Below are 15,967 nucleotides of genomic sequence, written 5' to 3' on the forward strand. Positions count from 1 at the left end.
CATTCCTCGCCGATCTTGAAAGGCGGCCTGTACTTCTTCTCTGTTTAGGAATCTTGCTTGCCTGGTTCATGGCGGGCGTCCCGTTCATGAGGTTCGACGTCCCGACCGAATTGTGGGGCGATCGCATCTTCCTGTTGCTTCACGGCAGGCTTTTTCTCGATTGGCCACATATTTTTCGAACAGATGCCGTCGGCTTTCCCGATCGGCTGGATCTGCTCGGCTTTCCGTTCACCGACCTCACTGAACGCGTGGTGCAATTTCTGGCTACGCGCCTGTCGGGTGATGTCGTCGTCGGTGCCAATTTGTATCTTGTCGTCATCATCGCGGCGAACTTCGCAGCCGCATTCCACGCTCTGCGTGCCTTTCAGATTCGTCCCTGGTGGTGCCTCGCGGGCGCTTTCGCTTTTGCATTCATTCCTTATTTCGCCAAACGTTCAACCGGGCACGATTATCTAGCCGCCTATTATTCGGCCCCGCTTGCATTCCTGATCCTGCCTAGGATCGTCACGGCTGTTCGCAAGCAGTCGCTGATCGACATCGTGAGGGACCCGGTCACGCTCGTGTGCTGCGTGGTGATCGCTACTTCAGGAATCTATTACAGCTTTTTTGCCCTGCTCACCTGGGCATTTGCCGGTCTGGCCCTGGCTGCACAGGAACGAAACTGGCGCTATTTGCCAGCCTTGGCCCTTCCAGCCGGGGTGATGTTGGTCACGTTGCTGCCGATTCTGGCGTTCTTTGTCGCGGTCGCGCCAGACAACGCCGGCAGCTTCGCAGCAAGAACAGCATCCGAGCAGCCACTGTATGGCTTTCGTATTTCCGACGTAGTCCTCGGGCTGAAGCAATTCGGCATCACGCCGAACGCACTTTCCGATTACATGGCAATCCGCGGCACGGCCGAGGGAACAGATGCCTGGCCTGGTCCCATCCTGTCGGCCTTCGCATTGCTGGCTGTCCTGTTTGGTTCATCGCTGCTGCGAAGGCGCAGTCCTGGTTCCCGTCCGGACTACGAAGGCCTGGCGCCAATGTTCAACGCGTATCTCGTCTTCTGTATGATCTATTGCGTGCCCTTCGGTCTGGGATTGATCTTCAATCTGCTGATCGCGCCAGAAATCCGCGCACAGAATCGGATCTCACCTTTTTTTGCATTCGCGGCACTGCTTGTGTTCCTCGGCCTATGGCAGCGTGTAACGCTCTGGCTGCAGTTCAGATTCGGCCGCCCGATCGGCGGGGTAGCAGCCACGGCGGGCCTGATTGCGCTGCTATTTGTAAACAGCGTCGGTAGCGAAGCGCTTTTTGCGCGGCAGCAGCGCGCCTTGCAGCGCGAGCCGGCTTTCGCCGCGGAGATGACGAGCATTCGCGCGACTTTGGCCGCGGCGGATTCAGCAGGGCTGCAGCGGATCCTCGAGCTGCCGATAGCGGCCTGGCCTGAATCGCCCGCCATACGCGGCTTCGCGCCCTACAATCATTTCTTGCCTTTTATCTTCAGCGCTCCGGGCAGTTCCCGACACTGGAGTTACGGCGCATTCGCGGGAAGCGATGGCCTGTCGCGCCTGCAAGCCCTGCTGAAAGTCGCGAACTGGCCCTGCGCGCTTGCCGAGCTGGCATCCAGCTACGATGCCGTGCTGATCGATCGCCGTGGCTACGGTGCCGCCGAACTCGCGGCGTGGGACAGCCGGCTGACCGCATCCGGAGCGCGCTTGGTCAGCGATGATCCGGTTCGCCGCCTCTATCGCTTGCCGACTTCGGAATGTTCGCAACCGCTGTTGCCATTCGATCGATGGCTCAGCGCCGCCAAGGGCGGGGAACTCGAGCCACTCCTCGATCGGGGATGGCATTCGCCGGAGCCATGGGGACGTTGGGGCAAGGACGCGATGCATCGCATACTTTTGCCCAATCGCGGCCTGGGTAGCCACGACCTTATCCTGGATCTCAAAATCCTGCAGCTTGCCGACAATGCCGGCCGAATTCCGCGCGTCGAAGTGCGCGTCAACCAAACCCTGATCACCACATTGGGTGTTGCACAACCGATGCACCCGGAAGAGCAACGCATCGTCATTTCCCGTCGGCTTCTGCCCCAGACGGGCTTCACGACGATCGACCTGAGGCCCGAGGGCGGCCCCATACCCGCATCGAGGGTGGTGCCTGAAGACAAAAGATTGCTTGGGGTCGGGTTGATTGCAATGCGCCTGCATGAGGCCGCCGAATAGCTCAATATTGTGGCGGAGGGAGTGTCATTTAAACCCACGTCCGTTGACGTTTGCTGACGCAACTAAAACCTGTTGAATCATAAGGGTTTTCGGCTTTCTTTGTTTGGCATTATCCGCGCCAATCCGCTAACATCATGCTCCGAAGTTAGGAACGGAGTTGCTGATTTGGTCCGCTCGCTCAACCTGCTTGCTGAGACAACTATCCGCGCAAAGGACATGAAGCCGGGCCGCTACAGTGACGGCGGCGGGCTCTATCTGATGGTGAAGCGGGGAGGCACCAAATCCTGGACCTTCGTCCACTTCAAAGGCTCTGGAAAGGACCGTGAGTGGAAGGAGGCCGGCTTAGGCTCCTATCCCTCGGTGTCATTGAAAGACGCGCGCATCGCTGCAACTAATTGCCGCGACCGTCTACGCCGTGGGCTCGAACCGATCGACACGGAAGTCAAAGCCGAAAAGCCGACCTTCGGCAAAAGTGCTGACGATTTGATTGCGGTGGTCGGGAAGGGCTGGCGGAACGCCAAGCACAAAGCCCAATGGGAAATGACCCTCGGCGACGCATACTGCAAGCGCATCCGTCCTAAGCCTGTAGATACCGTCGACACGGCCGACATCTTGGAGATCCTGAAACCCATCTGGCTTGAGAAGCCCGAGACGGCGCAACGTCTGCGCGGGCGCATCGAACGCGTTCTTGATGCGGCTAAGGCCGCTGGTCATAGGTCCGGCGAAAATCCAGCTCTGTGGCGCGGGCACCTGCAACACCTGCTGCCGAAGCGGAGGAAGCTTTCTCGCGGGCATCACGCGGCAATGCCATATACTGACGTGCCGGCGTTCGTGCAGCGCCTTCGGGCTTCAGAAGCTATGTCGGCGAGGGCGATGGACTTCCTCATCCTGACGGCGGCTCGATCCGGCGAAGTTCTAGGCGCCGTCTGGCCGGAAATCGACTTCGGTGAAAAGCTCTGGACTGTGCCAGCGGAACGCATGAAGGCGGGCGTCATCCATCGCGTGCCGCTCACCGATGCGGCCCTAAGCATACTTAAGCCTCTCCACGAAGCTCGCATCAACGATTACGTTTTCCCAGGCGAGAGCAAGCGCCAGGAACATGTGCAACTGTCGGTCATGGCCATGACAATGCAGATGCGGCGCATGGAGGTTGGCGAGTTTACACCGCATGGTTTCCGGTCGGCGTTCCGTGACTGGTGCGGGGACCAAACGTCTTTCCCTCGGGAGGTTGCCGAAGCGGCTCTTGCCCATCGGGTCGGCGACTCGGTCGAGAACGCGTACCGGCGAAAGGATGCGTTGGAGAAGCGTCGCAAGCTGATGGCTGCATGGGCAAACTATCTCAAAGCTCCGGCAGTGCGCGGACACCTGCGTCTTGTTAGGGGAAACCAGATTTAACTTCCGCTGCTGTCCGTGGGACTCTTGACGGCTCTTTCCCAGAAGCGGATATTTGCTGCGTGTGTTGAAGTTCCCGGTTTGAGGACCGTTCGCGGCTTGATCTGAGCCGGTCGCGATATCGCGTGTGCAACGCGGGGTTTTCCCATTTTCCGTGCATAGCCTGGTGGGGCCTTTCGGTCGTTTGGCGTCAAGCCAAATTGCCGAACGCTATCCCCTAGAACCAAAAGCGAACACCGCTGGTGATAACCTGTGGAAAAACTCGGTTACAACGACCCATAACTGACTGTTCCAAAAGGGAAAAATTCAGGTCTGTGGAAACCGGGTATTGCGCGCTTACAGGTTCGACGTCGAGTCCTGATTCTGGTACTATGTCCGAGTTGATTTGTTGATGTCTCAACGGAACGAAAGGAAGGAAATGTCTGCCACTCCCAACGCCTTTACCGTCGCCGATTTTTGCGACGCTTACGGCATCCGCCGCAACTCTGCGTATCTCGAAATGAAGGCCGGTCGGCTGGAATATCGAAAGGCCGGCAGGAAAACGCTGATCCGCAAAGTTGATGCCGACGCCTGGCTGGATAGCCTGCCGAAGGGAAACCCTGAACCAGCCCACCAAGGGGAAGAAGCTTGAGCGGCGGTCGCCAAACCAAAGCCGCTCAAGCCAATCCTGAACCGAACTCTCTCCCCACGAGATCGAAAGGAACAGAACAATGCAGCCTGTAGCAGGCGCGAAGGCGTCCGTTAATTCACATTCAAAAACAGCGAACAGAAAATTCGCCATTACGGTCAAGATCGAGCCAGATGGCCGCACCGTCAAGCTCGACGGGCGCGCTGCCTGGATGATGAAGCAGTTGATCAGTGCCGGGAAGCGCGGCCTGACTACGCTGGACCTGCCGGCCGGCATCAGAGTTGGCCACTGCATTTTTTTGCTGCGCCGAGCCGGGTTCATCATCTCGTCTCCGCGCGAGAGCCACGGCGGCCCTTTTCCGGGTACTCATTCCCGCTACTCCCTTAAGACTGAAGTCACCATGGTTGGTGGCGCGGCAGAAGCCGCATGAGGGGCGCTGCTAAACGGCAAACCGGGGCCGCCAGCGCTCCGATCACTGAAGCCGCCCAATGGCTGGCGACAGGCGGCGCCGACAAAGCGCACGCCGTCCTTCCTCAAATTCGTAAGCTTTTCAACCTGTCGATCGCCGAAGCCATACACGCCGAGCGAGAGGCAAATTTGATCCGTGCGAGGGCTCAATAATGGCGTCACGGAACGAAAGAGATCACAGCCGCACGGAGCGTGGCAAACGGTTCTCCCTGGTGAAGAAGCATACTCTGCCGCCAACCGACCAGGGCGGCTGGATGGCTGAAACTCGCGATTTTTTGGAGTCTGTCGCCTATCGGACGCTGAGCACCAACGCTCGTCGCGCACTCGACCGGCTTAAGATAGAGCATATCAGCCACGGACGAACGCACAATGGACGCCTGATTGTCACCCATGAACAGTTCATATCGTACGGCGTAACTGCAGAGTATGTAGGCGACGCGCTTGATGAATTGGACTTTAAGGGCCTGCTCAAGATCAATCGCGGGCGCGCAGGCAATGGGACTGCTCATCCGAACGTCTTCCGGTTAACCTTCGATGGCGACCACGAAGGGGCGGCGGCAACAAATGAATGGCGCCGTTGCACTGACCAGCAAGCGAAACAGTGGGTCGAAACCGTCCGAGATCAGCGCAAGCTGAAACGCGCCGGAGTTGGTCGCAAGCCTAAATCCTCGCTTGGGGTTCCCGAAATGCCTCCGCTTCGGGTTCCCGAAACCCGTCGTCTGGCCGGCGCGAGGTGACGCATGGCAACTCCTTGGAAATCAACGCGTCGTCCAATTTCGGGAATCCGAAGGGCTATATATAGTTTGGCCGGTGAGGGGACACGCTATGACCCTTGATGGCCTGGCCGTCCCAGCCTGGCGAGCGGCGCCATGCCAGATTGTGCCTTTTCCGGCCAGAATGAGGATCGGGAAGATCCGGCGGACTGCTGAAATCCTCGGCGGCCGGCACGGAAAGGGTGCTGACCGTTACTGGCAGCAGGTCATCGGCGGCATGCGGTCTCAGATGGAAAAGGCCGGTCTGCCCTCCGCCTTAATCGAGAGCGAGTTGCAGGGATTCGCCGACGCGGTTTTCGCACAGCTTTCCGGTGCCCACCCATACGATGGCGACGCAGCATGATCCGACTGTTCTCGCCCGCGCCAGCGGGCGGGCAGCAAAAGTCCGGCAAACGAGCAGCAATTGCCTGATCTGAATTCTAACAAGGGGTTGAAGATGACTGACCTAGCTTGTTTTCCAGCGTTTCCGAGCCAACCCGATGACGCTTTTGTCGCCGGCTGGTTGGCCCACATCAACGACACGGGCTATCCTGAAACCTACCGCGACATCACGACCACGCATCCACCGTCTGACGGAAAAGTGGTGTTGCTAACCGGTGAGGTGAGGGTGCCGGTTTTAAGGCGCGAAGGGCAGGAGTTGGTGCCTTGCCCGATCTGTTCGCCTACGGCCAAAAAGTTCAAGGTCGGTCGCGGCGCATGGTTTCCCGAAGAAAAAACCGTGAGGTTTATCGGCCACCGCTGCGCGGCGAAGCACTTCGGCGAGCTGTACGCCGAGGCCGAAGAGCGGTTTAAGATTGACGCCCGGTGCCGTCACCTTGTCGCGGCTTGGGCTTCATTGGCCGCGCGGCGCGATGACCTGGTATCGCTGATCGACCAGATTCAGCCGACTGCCGAAGCCTTGGCTTTTGTGCGAGAGCAGATCGATGATCAGGCACCGGGTTTCGCTGATTTTCTGTACACTGATCTGCATAAGCGCGGCGGCGAAATCAGCATCAAGAACGACACGGGCCTTCGGGATCAAAAAGGACAGGTGATCCTCGATACCGTCGTGCTCGGGCAAGCCTATGGCTATGTCTTCCTGAAGCGAGGCTTTGGACCTCAAAACGTGCTTCGCGAGGCCAGAGGCTTTCTGGCCACGATGGACACGCCGTTGCCGGCTTGGTCTCCGGGTGGAACGAACGACACCGCCACACTGGAAATTCTCAGCCGAGGCGGTCAGGCGATCAAGATGATGAGTGCCGTTCGAGAGACGATTTCGCTCATATCCAGCGCTCAATTATTCTTGGGCAATTTCACCCTTGCCTTGTTGGAGCGATGGGGGCGCAACGACCAATCGCCTTTCCGCTCACTCGTCTTCAACAAATCCGGCAAGCAGCTTTTGCTGCGATCAGTGTCATTTGCCGGTGAGCACTTCGCGAACGCGCTCTTCCCGGACATTACCTTAGCGGATCTGCCGTATAACGGCGCCGCGCTGGACCCTCTGACGTCGGAGCGGCAGTTTTGAGCCGCGCTCGATCGACCGCGCAAACGTTGGCGCACGTTGACCAGCGTTTGGCGGCTAATGTCACGTCACGTCACGATGACGGCCTGCTTGTCTACGCCGATGGCGCATGCGAACCGAACCCTGGCGCCGGTGGCTGGGCCTTCGTGGTTTATCGCGATGGGCTCGAGGTCTATTCCGAGTGCGGCGGCGATCCGGATGCCACCAACAATACGATGGAAATGACCGCGGCTTTGCAGGCTCTCCGCTGGATCGCCGAGAACATTTCGGGGGAGCCGGTCCGGCTGCTCACTGACAGCATGTACGTGGTCAACGGCTGCAACGACTGGCGGCATGGCTGGAAACGCAAAGGCTGGAAGCGGGGTGCAGTCAAGGCATTGGCGAATGCCGACCTCTGGCAAGCGCTCGATGCAGCTTTGATTGCGCGTCCGATCAAGCTGGAATGGGTCAAGGGCCATTGCGGCATCATCGGCAATGAACGAGCGGACGAGCTTTCCCTGATCGGCCGACAGTCCGCCTTGGACCGGTCGCCGTCGTCGCTCGATCTAATTCGCCAACAGCTCGATTACAGCGCAAGAGCATGACAGGAGCCGCCCAGATGACGCGCCCGCATCGTGCTTCCATGCCGTTTCACGCCTTCAGCAGCTTCAACAAGAAGGGCGGGAAGGCCGTAGACATCGTGATCAGGCGCCGCAACCAGGCGCTCGACATGTACCAGGAAATGAGCACGTACGAGAACATCGCGGAGTGTCTAGACATTTCGCCGACGACAGTCGTCCAATACGTCAAGCGGGCTCGAGACAAGGGCGACGTGCGGGCAAGGCGGCCGTTCAAGCATCGTGGCCGGCTGCTCGCGCTGCAAAGGCGGAAAGCGATCAAGGATATGAGAGCACTGGGATTTTCAGCGCGCGAAATCGCGAAGCAGCTTGGTGTGCACGTCAGGCTGGTGCAGATCCGGCTCAAGGAAGGTCAATAAGCATGGCAAGGCCGAGTAGCTACACCCAGGAGATAGCGGACACGATCTGCGAGAAGCTGGCAGACGGGCAGAGCCTACGGACCATATGCCTAGCAGAAGACATGCCCGGCAAATCGACGGTCTTTGCGTGGCTTGCTGATCCCGCCCGGGATGATTTCAGGACCAAGTACGCGCATGCGCGCGAGGCCCAGGCTGACGTGCTGGTCGACGAGATGACCGACATTGCCGATGACGGCAGCAACGACTGGATGGAACGGAGGAACAGCGACGGCGCCGTGATCGGCTGGCAGGAGAATGGCGAAGCGCTGCGGCGCTCTGCACTACGCATCAGCGCGCGCCAGTGGATCGCTGAAAAGCTCAGGCCGAAGAAGTACGGCACCAAGGTCGCGCTGACGGATGCCGAGGGCGGGCCGCTGACAATCCAAATCGTGAAGTTCTCGGAAGAAGCGGGCGATGCCGACAGTCAGACTTCCGGCAAATAACTGGCGGCCGCGCTGGTATCAGCAGAAGGCTTGGAACACATGGGAGCAGGGGTGTAAGCGCCAACTGCTGTTCTGGCACCGCCGCGCCGGCAAGGATGACGTCAACCTGAACATGCACGCTGTGTCCGCCTATGAGCGGCCCGGCACGTACTGGCACATGTTGCCGGAGGCGGCCCAGGCGCGCAAAGCAATCTGGAACGCGGTCAATCCCCACACCGGCAAGCGCAGACTGTTCGAGGCGATCCCCGAATCCATCATCGCGAACATGAACGATCACGAGATGTTCCTTCGCTTCAAGGATGTGGATTCCACGTTTCAGGTCGTCGGGTCGGACAACTTCAACAGCCTGGTCGGGTCTCCGCCCCGCGGTATCACGTTTTCGGAATGGGCGCTGGCCAATCCGTCGGCGTGGGCATACCTGTCGCCGATCCTGGCTGAAAACGGCGGCTGGGCTTCGTTCATCACGACGCCGCGCGGCAACAATCACGCCAAGGGCATGCTGGACACGGTGAAGAACGATGTGTTCCACCCGGTCACCAATCCGCTTGGCTGGTTTACGGAAGTGCTTTCAGTCAGCGCGACGAACGCGATCAGTCTCGACGCCATAGAGCGCCAGCGCCGCGAATATACCGGCCTATTCGGCAAGGACATCGCCGATCTGCTGATCGAGCAGGAATATTACTGCTCATTCGCGGGCGCCATGGTCGGCGCCTACTGGGGCGCGGAGATGGCCCAGGCGGAAACGCAAGGCCGTGTTCGAGCCGTGCCAGTCGACCCGGCATATCCCGTCCACACCGCGTGGGATCTCGGCAAGGCCGTCAACAATCCTATCTGGTGTTTTCAGGTTGTGCCGCAATTCACCACCACCGCAATGGGAACCCCGGTCCACATAGGATCGCAATTGCGCATCGTAGATTTCTATCGACCCGACACTGAAGACCTGGAGCAGTGGTGCAAGTGGCTGAACGACAAAGGCTATAACGGGAACGATTATGTGCCGCATGACGTCATGCACCCGGTCTGGGGCACGAAGCACACGCGTTTCGACATGCTGAAGGCCATGGGCCGCAAGCCGAAGATGGTCGGCATGGTCAGCGTGGCGGATGGCATCAACGCTGGCCGAGAGGCGATCAAGCTTGGCGTCTTTGACGAAGAGCGGACATGGGACGGCAGAGATGGTCTGAAGTCCTATCGTCGCGAGTGGGACGACGATCTGAAGCGGTTCCGCGACAATCCGGTGAAGGACTGGGCAGAGCACATCGGCTCAAGCTGGCGGTATCTGGGCTTGGCATGGCGAGAAGTCATCGTGCCATCGGCCAAGCCGGAAGGCGACAAGGGCGCCTATCAGGCGATGCCAGACGGCTCCATTCGCAGCGGTCAGACGGTCAAAGAGGCGGTCGACGCCATGATCAAGCGTCGGCGAGCGGGAAGAAACTAATCGACGGTTGCGCGGTAGATTTTCAGCATGCCGTAAGGCTCTGGATCACCGAGGCCGCATTCATAGTCGGAACGCGTCATAGTCGGATCGCCGTCAGCGTATGCCTGGCCATTCACCCAATCCCGGCAACTCTGGACATTGGGCAGTCCATGCTGCTCGCGGACGGTACTAAGATCTGCGCTATTCGGATAATAGAACGCGTCAACGGTTTCCCAAGGAGCGGCATCGTTTGGCCAATACCAGTCGGCCACGGTTCGCGCCGGATGTCCGAAGGAAAACCATAGCCCGACAACGATACAAACGAGTACCGGCAAGCAGCCGCTGTTCTGATCCATCACCAATCCCCCGGCGGGACGATAGACCCGAAGTCACGGCGATTTCAAACGGCTTATCTTTTCGTAGCGGCATCAGCACCCTAGCGCCAGTCAACAGGATTGGAGCGGCCATGCCTCGCGCTGCTGGTATATACTCAGCCCCTCCGGGCACAACGGCAACGCCGAACACGACAGTTGCCAGCGCGCCGTACAACGCCTTGGTGGCGGACCTTGTGGCGGATGCCAACGCGGCGCGACCGGTCACGGCTGGCGGCACGGGCGCGACAAGCCCGGTTGGTGGTCATGACGCCTTCAACACCCAAGGGCAGGACATTGCCTCGGCGGCAACACCCAACATCGCCGCTGCGACTGGCGCGTACCTCAACATCACCGGCACGGTCACAATCACCGGGTTTACCAGCGCCGCCGCCGGCATCGAGCGCGAAACGACCTTTACGGGCGTCCTGACGCTCACACACAACGCCACCAGCCTCATTCTGCCCAGCGCGGCCAACATCGTCACGGCGGCCGGCGACGTTGCGCGTTGGCGCTCTCTTGGCTCGGGCAACTGGAAGTGTGTCGGCTTCACGCGGGCCAGTGGTGCCCCAACCGTCAACACCCTGACCCAGCCCTCCCTGATCTTGAAGCAAAGCGCTGCGCCGACACCGACAGCTGATGGCGACGTTCAGTGGGACACTGACGATAATATCCTACTGATCGGCGACGGTGCCGCCGCGCAGACGTTCGTCCCGTTCCCTGCTTCTGTGGTGGCTGGCGATCTGTTCTATGCATCGAGCGCGAAGGCGTTGGTTAGGCTCGCGAAAGGCACAGCCGGTCAAGCTCTCGTGATGAACGCTGGAGCAACAGCGCCAAGCTGGGCTGCGCTACCCCTTTCGAAGTCATTTGAGAGCGCACAGCAGACGGTCACGAATGGCGGGTCCTTGACGCTTGCCCATAGTCTCGGGGCCAGCCCCAAACTGATCCAGGTCAGCATGATCTGCCAGACAGCCGAGCGCAGTTATTCGATCGGCGATGAGGTTGTTATGAACCCGTCAGTCAGTGATCCGGGATCGAACGGCCACGGCTTTGCTGTCACGGTTGACGCGACGAATGTGAATGTTCGGTTCAGCGCCAATGCTCCTCTCACCGGGTTCGACAAATCAAGCGGCTTTTGGGGCAATTTCACCAACGGCAATTGGAAACTGGTTGTCAGGGCGTGGGCCTAGCCGTGCTTTGCGATGAAATTGTCAATCGGGCCGGTTAACAGGTCGGCTTCCTGCTTGATCTTCTCATCGTCCCAATCCCACCAGCGGATTGCGAGCATCTTCTCGACGGCTTGTTCAGGGAAGCGAAGACGGATTTTCTTTGCAGGGTTGCCACCGACAATCGTATAGGGCGGCACGTCCTTTGTGACCGTGGTCTGAGCAGCTACGACGCCTCCATGACCAATCTTGACGCCTGGCAGGATCATCGACCGTCTGCCGATCCAAACGTCGTTGCCGATGGTGATGCCGCGCCGTCCGCTTGGGTCCTTACGTGCCGGCTTTCCCAGCATATTTGCGTGGATGAAGGAGGTTGTCGCACTAGCTGTTGGGTGATTACCGCTGCACAAGAAAATGACGTCGGCCGCGATCGAGCAAAAAGAACCTATCTCCAGGGGAGCGTCAGGATTGCAACCGAATATCTTAAGGCCGTTGTCGATGCCATAAGTCCAGCGGCCAATTTTTGTGTCTTTCGGCACAGGATTCTGTCTATTACGAAACCAAATAGTCAATTTTGACATCAAGCCCCCCCGGAATTTTGAATATTCGTTGCCGATAGCATGGTGCCATCACAACGCGCGATAGAAAATCAAGCGGCTACTGTTTTCGCCCTCCCTGGCCTCATCTTGCGCCGGTTCGTAAACCCCGCAGGGATCAGCCATGGATCGCAGCGCATTTTATGCCGCTCTTCGTTCTCGAAACTCAGGCGTGTTCGGCACCAGCCTATCCACGGGTCAGGTTGCCGTCCTCGAACTGATCCTGGATGAGGCCCAGGCGCGCGACGTGCCGCTTCAGCAGCTCGCCTACATCATGGCCACGCCGTATCACGAAGTCGGCTCGCCCATGCAGCCGATATCGGAAAACCTGAATTACTCGACCAAGGCGATGATGGAAGCGTGGCCTTCCCGCTTCCCGACAACCGCCAGCACGCTCGGATACGTGCGCCAGCCGCAGAAGCTCGCCAATTTCGTCTACGCCGGCCGGATGGGCAACACTGCCCCGAATGACGGCTGGGCCTATCGCGGGCGTGGTCTGTCGCAGATCACCGGCAAGGAAATGTATGCCAAGATGGGCTTGGCGATCGGCGTTGATCTCGTCGGGAATCCAGATCTCGCGCTGAAGCCGGACATTGCCGTACAGATCATGTTCGTTGGCATGTTGCGCGGCCTGTTCACCGGCAAGAAGCTGTCAGACTGCATCACCACTGCCAAGGTCGATTACGTCAACGCGCGGGCGATCATCAACGGCGACGTGAAGCGCAACGGCGCAACCATCGCCGGCTATGCCAGAGCTTTCGAGACGGCATTGCGAGCCGGCGCCTATTCGGGGGCGGAAGCCGCTACAGCGCCGACCGCGCCTGTTGCGCCAGCACCACCCGTCATCGCCCCGCAACCGAGCGTTCCAGCGGCTTCCACGCATGAAACGCCGCCTGTCGTCATCACCCCGGCACCGCCTCCGCCAGCGCCGCAGATCGTCTACCCCGAACCCACGCCGACGACCGAAACCAAGACAGTGGAACGCAACTGGCTGTGGCGCCTGCTGTTCGCGGTGGTTGGCGCAATCTTCAAGAGGAAATGACCATGTGGACCAAAATCAAAGCCTGGTTCAAGAACTCCGAAACCATCGCATGGGCGCGCCTTCAGATGTTGGCCGGTGCCATCATGACGACAATTTCAGTCACCGATCCGGCGCTGTTCAACCAGTATGTGCCGGAGAAGTGGTTGCCCATCTACATCGTGGCTTCCGGCGTCCTGACTGAAATGCTTCGCCGCGTCCGCGCAAAGGACATGTGAGATGACCGCGCTCCTCGCATGGTTCCTCAGCAATCCTACCATTCTTGGCATGGGCGCAGCCGTCATTGCCGCGCTCAGCTACGGCTTTCAGCAGCGCTTGGCCGGCGCCAAGGCAGAGCGCAACAAGCAGGCGCAAGCCGAGACCGAATCTCGCGACATTAAGGACCAGGTTCAGAACGATGTCGGCGCATTGCCGGCTGGTGCGGCAAGGAAGGAACTCGGCACATGGTCAAAGGGTTGATCCTTGTAGGCCTGATCGCGCTTGCCGGCTGCACGAGCCCCAAGGGGAGCTTCTGCGCTATTTCAGAACCGGTGCGGCTTTCTGAAACAGCCATCGCCGCTATGTCAGATACGGAGGTGAAAGCCGCGTTGACCCACAATCGGACCGGCCAAAAGCTGTGCGGATGGAAGCCGTGATGCATGATCTCTTCGACTTCCTTGGCATCAAGGCCCCTGTCGTGGTAGCCGGCCTTTCTGGCGGCATTCTCCGGGCGTTGTCGCGCCATCGCTACAAGATCCGCGAAATGGTGGCTTCGCCTGTCTGCGGCGCCCTGGCGGCGGCCTATCTGACACTCCCCGTCGTTGCCTACTTCCGCGCGACTGGTGTCCCGCTCCCCGACCCGGCGGACGACACCACCACGCTCGCCGCCGCATTCCTCATAGGCGTTTCGGCAATGTGGATCTCGGACATCCTGTTTGAGATGATCGTGCGGAAACTCAAGTCCGCGATGGACGAGTAATTCAGCATCAGTCGCAGGAATCGGCTTGGACGGGTCGAAACTCGATAAAGGACGGTTGCATTGCGCTGGCATCTGACGGAACCTGCAGCAGGTCATACCCATTGAGTCCAGCCGCTGCGAGAAACAGGCACCGGTTAACGAATTTACAATCCGCTAATATCAAGCTGTGCAATGAACATGCGCTGTCTTGGCAAAATACGAATATAGTCGTGAGAACACGAGGGAGAGATGGCAATGGCGAAGTCCATGACTGGCATGTCCGTAAAAAGGGCCGCAACCGCTGCGGCTACCGACAAGAATCCCGTTTACAAAACGGTGGTTCGCGAGTTGCGCACGCTACAAACGGCTGTCGAAAGCCCAAGTGGCAGTTGGACGTTGCTGAAAGAGCGTTCGTCCGCTAACGGTAGCATTATTGAAAAGCGGAAATAGCGTCGGGGGGCCATGCGGCCGTTGTATTCTGCGTCCGACCACGGACGGGTTGTTGGTACCCAGAATACCGAAGAATACCGCGAAGAGTGGCGCAGAGATTACGCGCGCCTAATCCACAGTGCTGGATTTCGAAGGTTGCAGGGCAAGACACAGGTCTTCCCTGGCCACGAAGGAGATTTCTTTCGAAACAGGCTAACCCACTCGTTGGAAGTTGCCCAGATCGCGAAATCCATTGCGATAAGACTGAATGCAAGCCATGAGTTGTTTGCCGATCCGGCCCAGAAGCTAGCGCCAGATCTCGTTGAATTTGCCGGTATGGCTCACGACTTAGGGCACCCACCGTTTGGACACAATGGTGAGGAAGCCCTCGACGAATGTATGCGGAAGCATTTCGGCGGCTTTGAAGGCAATGCTCAAACTTTTCGAATATTATCCCGGCTCGAGAAAAAGGTGACTTTGGCCGCACCGGACGACCTGCGTCCGTTCATTACTGGAAAAGATCAGCGCTGCGGGCTAAATCTCACTTTTCGATCCCTTGCTTCAATATTGAAGTACGACTCGGTAATTCCCATCAGATCCGCTGATAGACCTCAGGAAAAGCGGAATGAGGTGGTCAAGGGATACTATGATTCCGATCGGAAATTGGTGGAGGAAATCAAGGAACGGGTTCTCGGTGAGAAATACATCGGCAAGTTTAAAGTTGTTGAATGCTCGATCATGGATATCGCTGACGATATTGCGTATTCAACATACGATCTAGAGGACGTGTTCAAAAGCGGATTTTTGAGTCCGCTAGATTTATTTGCGCTTGATTCTGCAATATATGACAATGTTGTAGCCACAATAAATAAGAGATTGGCAAAACAATATCCAGATGTTTCTACGCGCATAACTGTTAAGGATGTACCTGAGATTTTGCACGACGTTTTTTCAGACTTATTTACGTTCGGAACAGAGCAAATAGAAATTTTGAAGAACAGAAAATCTACAAACGAATATAAAAAGATGTACTTTTCTGTCGAGGCACAGCAGAGATCACGGCTATACGCTGCGGACGGTTACAATCGAACAGCATTCACATCGAAACTCGTCGGAGCATTCATTCAGGGTGTCGAGGTTCAACCGAATTCGGCCCATCCGCAGTTGCACAATGTGCGCCTTGACTATAAAACATTTGTGACAGTCGAAGTTCTAAAAAACATAACATACGAAGCGGTAATAAGAGCTCCAGCGCTACAGGTTGTAGAGTATAGGGGAAAAGATATAATAAAGAAGATCTTTCATGCTATCAATCAAAAAGGAGGGGATAGATTACTTCCGGCAGATTTTCGTGATGTATACACCAATGGTGATGAGCTTAATAGATGCAGAACGATATGCGACTTCATTGCGGGAATGACTGATCGCTACGCGGTTGAATTTTACAGTCGCTTGTTTGGCGCGAACGGCATGACGATGCACAAGCCGCTCTAGTACGACGTTGCTACCCAGCCAGTAGCCGGCCTCCGATTGACTCTTTGGGCCTGATTGCTGCTTCTCCTCCGCAAGCGGCTTATGTTTTCGC

General features: G+C 58.0%; 21 protein-coding genes. 19 read left to right on the plus strand and 2 right to left on the minus strand.

Annotated elements, in window-relative coordinates; genetic code table 11:
* Window positions 1–86 precede the first annotated feature (86 nt).
* From MesoLj_RS23010 to MesoLj_RS23060, 11 genes are all read left to right on the plus strand, one after another.
* The gene (locus tag MesoLj_RS23010; protein ID WP_210346661.1) at window positions 87–2,207 is read left to right on the plus strand and encodes a hypothetical protein; all 2,121 of its coding nucleotides are present in this window, start codon (window positions 87–89) and stop codon (window positions 2,205–2,207) included.
* Window positions 2,208–2,372: 165 nt separating this feature from the next.
* The gene (locus MesoLj_RS23015) at window positions 2,373–3,602 is read left to right on the plus strand and encodes a tyrosine-type recombinase/integrase (RefSeq protein ID WP_202322696.1); all 1,230 of its coding nucleotides are present in this window, start codon (window positions 2,373–2,375) and stop codon (window positions 3,600–3,602) included.
* Between the two features lie 415 nt (window positions 3,603–4,017).
* Entirely contained in the window at window positions 4,018–4,230 is a 213-nt protein-coding gene (locus MesoLj_RS23020) for a helix-turn-helix domain-containing protein (protein ID WP_202327617.1), read from the plus strand.
* Window positions 4,231–4,309: 79 nt separating this feature from the next.
* Window positions 4,310–4,657, plus strand: a complete 348-nt coding sequence (locus MesoLj_RS23025) for a winged helix domain-containing protein (protein ID WP_202322697.1) — start codon at window positions 4,310–4,312, stop codon at window positions 4,655–4,657.
* A gap of 190 nt (window positions 4,658–4,847) precedes the next feature.
* Entirely contained in the window at window positions 4,848–5,432 is a 585-nt protein-coding gene (locus MesoLj_RS23030) for a hypothetical protein (protein ID WP_202322698.1), read from the plus strand.
* Between the two features lie 88 nt (window positions 5,433–5,520).
* The gene (locus MesoLj_RS23035) at window positions 5,521–5,811 is read left to right on the plus strand and encodes a DUF6074 family protein (RefSeq protein ID WP_202322699.1); all 291 of its coding nucleotides are present in this window, start codon (window positions 5,521–5,523) and stop codon (window positions 5,809–5,811) included.
* 60 nt (window positions 5,812–5,871) lie between these two features.
* Window positions 5,872–6,972, plus strand: a complete 1,101-nt coding sequence (locus tag MesoLj_RS23040; protein ID WP_202322700.1) for a hypothetical protein — start codon at window positions 5,872–5,874, stop codon at window positions 6,970–6,972.
* Window positions 6,969–7,553 (plus strand): ribonuclease H family protein, encoded by a 585-nt coding sequence (locus MesoLj_RS23045; protein WP_244735146.1) that lies wholly within the window; start codon window positions 6,969–6,971, stop codon window positions 7,551–7,553. The genes MesoLj_RS23040 and MesoLj_RS23045 overlap by 4 nt, the downstream gene beginning before the upstream one ends.
* A 14-nt stretch (window positions 7,554–7,567) precedes the next feature.
* Complete coding sequence (locus tag MesoLj_RS23050) at window positions 7,568–7,945, plus strand: helix-turn-helix domain-containing protein (protein ID WP_202322701.1); 378 nt, start codon at window positions 7,568–7,570, stop codon at window positions 7,943–7,945.
* Between the two features lie 2 nt (window positions 7,946–7,947).
* The gene (locus MesoLj_RS23055; RefSeq protein ID WP_202322702.1) at window positions 7,948–8,427 is read left to right on the plus strand and encodes a terminase small subunit-like protein; all 480 of its coding nucleotides are present in this window, start codon (window positions 7,948–7,950) and stop codon (window positions 8,425–8,427) included.
* A complete protein-coding gene (locus MesoLj_RS23060) occupies window positions 8,399–9,865 on the plus strand; it encodes a hypothetical protein (protein ID WP_202322703.1) in 1,467 nt (488 codons plus the stop codon). The genes MesoLj_RS23055 and MesoLj_RS23060 overlap by 29 nt, the downstream gene beginning before the upstream one ends.
* Here the strand turns inward: MesoLj_RS23060 and MesoLj_RS23065 are convergent.
* Window positions 9,862–10,200: a hypothetical protein gene (locus tag MesoLj_RS23065; protein WP_202327618.1), complete on the minus strand. Its 339-nt coding sequence runs from the start codon at window positions 10,198–10,200 to the stop codon at window positions 9,862–9,864. The genes MesoLj_RS23060 and MesoLj_RS23065 overlap by 4 nt on opposite strands.
* A 212-nt stretch (window positions 10,201–10,412) precedes the next feature.
* Here MesoLj_RS23065 and MesoLj_RS23070 point away from each other — a divergent pair, with 212 nt between their 5' ends.
* On the plus strand, window positions 10,413–11,405 hold the full coding sequence (locus MesoLj_RS23070) for a hypothetical protein (protein ID WP_202327620.1): 993 nt from the start codon (window positions 10,413–10,415) through the stop codon (window positions 11,403–11,405).
* On the opposite strand, the gene MesoLj_RS23075 is transcribed toward MesoLj_RS23070, so the two are convergent.
* Window positions 11,402–11,962, minus strand: coding sequence for a CatB-related O-acetyltransferase (locus MesoLj_RS23075; protein ID WP_202322704.1), 561 nt, complete (start codon window positions 11,960–11,962; stop codon window positions 11,402–11,404). The genes MesoLj_RS23070 and MesoLj_RS23075 overlap by 4 nt on opposite strands.
* Before the next feature lie 187 nt (window positions 11,963–12,149).
* On the opposite strand from MesoLj_RS23075, the gene MesoLj_RS23080 reads away from it, so the two are divergent.
* The 7 genes from MesoLj_RS23080 (at window position 12,150) to dgt (ending at window position 15,876) form a co-directional block, all read left to right on the plus strand.
* A complete protein-coding gene (locus MesoLj_RS23080) occupies window positions 12,150–13,019 on the plus strand; it encodes a glycoside hydrolase family 19 protein (protein ID WP_244735147.1) in 870 nt (289 codons plus the stop codon).
* The gene (locus MesoLj_RS23085) at window positions 13,016–13,234 is read left to right on the plus strand and encodes a hypothetical protein (protein WP_244735148.1); all 219 of its coding nucleotides are present in this window, start codon (window positions 13,016–13,018) and stop codon (window positions 13,232–13,234) included. Before MesoLj_RS23080 ends, MesoLj_RS23085 begins: the two co-directional genes overlap by 4 nt.
* A gap of 1 nt (window position 13,235) precedes the next feature.
* Window positions 13,236–13,475 (plus strand): ABC transporter permease, encoded by a 240-nt coding sequence (locus tag MesoLj_RS23090; protein ID WP_202322706.1) that lies wholly within the window; start codon window positions 13,236–13,238, stop codon window positions 13,473–13,475.
* Window positions 13,460–13,651, plus strand: a complete 192-nt coding sequence (locus MesoLj_RS23095; RefSeq protein WP_202322707.1) for a hypothetical protein — start codon at window positions 13,460–13,462, stop codon at window positions 13,649–13,651. The genes MesoLj_RS23090 and MesoLj_RS23095 overlap by 16 nt, the downstream gene beginning before the upstream one ends.
* The gene (locus tag MesoLj_RS23100; protein WP_202322708.1) at window positions 13,651–13,974 is read left to right on the plus strand and encodes a hypothetical protein; all 324 of its coding nucleotides are present in this window, start codon (window positions 13,651–13,653) and stop codon (window positions 13,972–13,974) included. Before MesoLj_RS23095 ends, MesoLj_RS23100 begins: the two co-directional genes overlap by 1 nt.
* 234 nt (window positions 13,975–14,208) lie before the next feature.
* Window positions 14,209–14,403 (plus strand): hypothetical protein, encoded by a 195-nt coding sequence (locus MesoLj_RS23105; RefSeq protein ID WP_202322709.1) that lies wholly within the window; start codon window positions 14,209–14,211, stop codon window positions 14,401–14,403.
* A 135-nt stretch (window positions 14,404–14,538) separates the two neighbouring features.
* Window positions 14,539–15,876, plus strand: a complete 1,338-nt coding sequence (gene dgt / locus MesoLj_RS23110; RefSeq protein WP_244735149.1) for a dGTP triphosphohydrolase — start codon at window positions 14,539–14,541, stop codon at window positions 15,874–15,876.
* Window positions 15,877–15,967: the final 91 nt, after the last annotated feature.

The organism is Mesorhizobium sp. 113-3-9 (assembly GCF_016756515.1).
Lineage (GTDB): Bacteria > Pseudomonadota > Alphaproteobacteria > Rhizobiales > Rhizobiaceae > Mesorhizobium.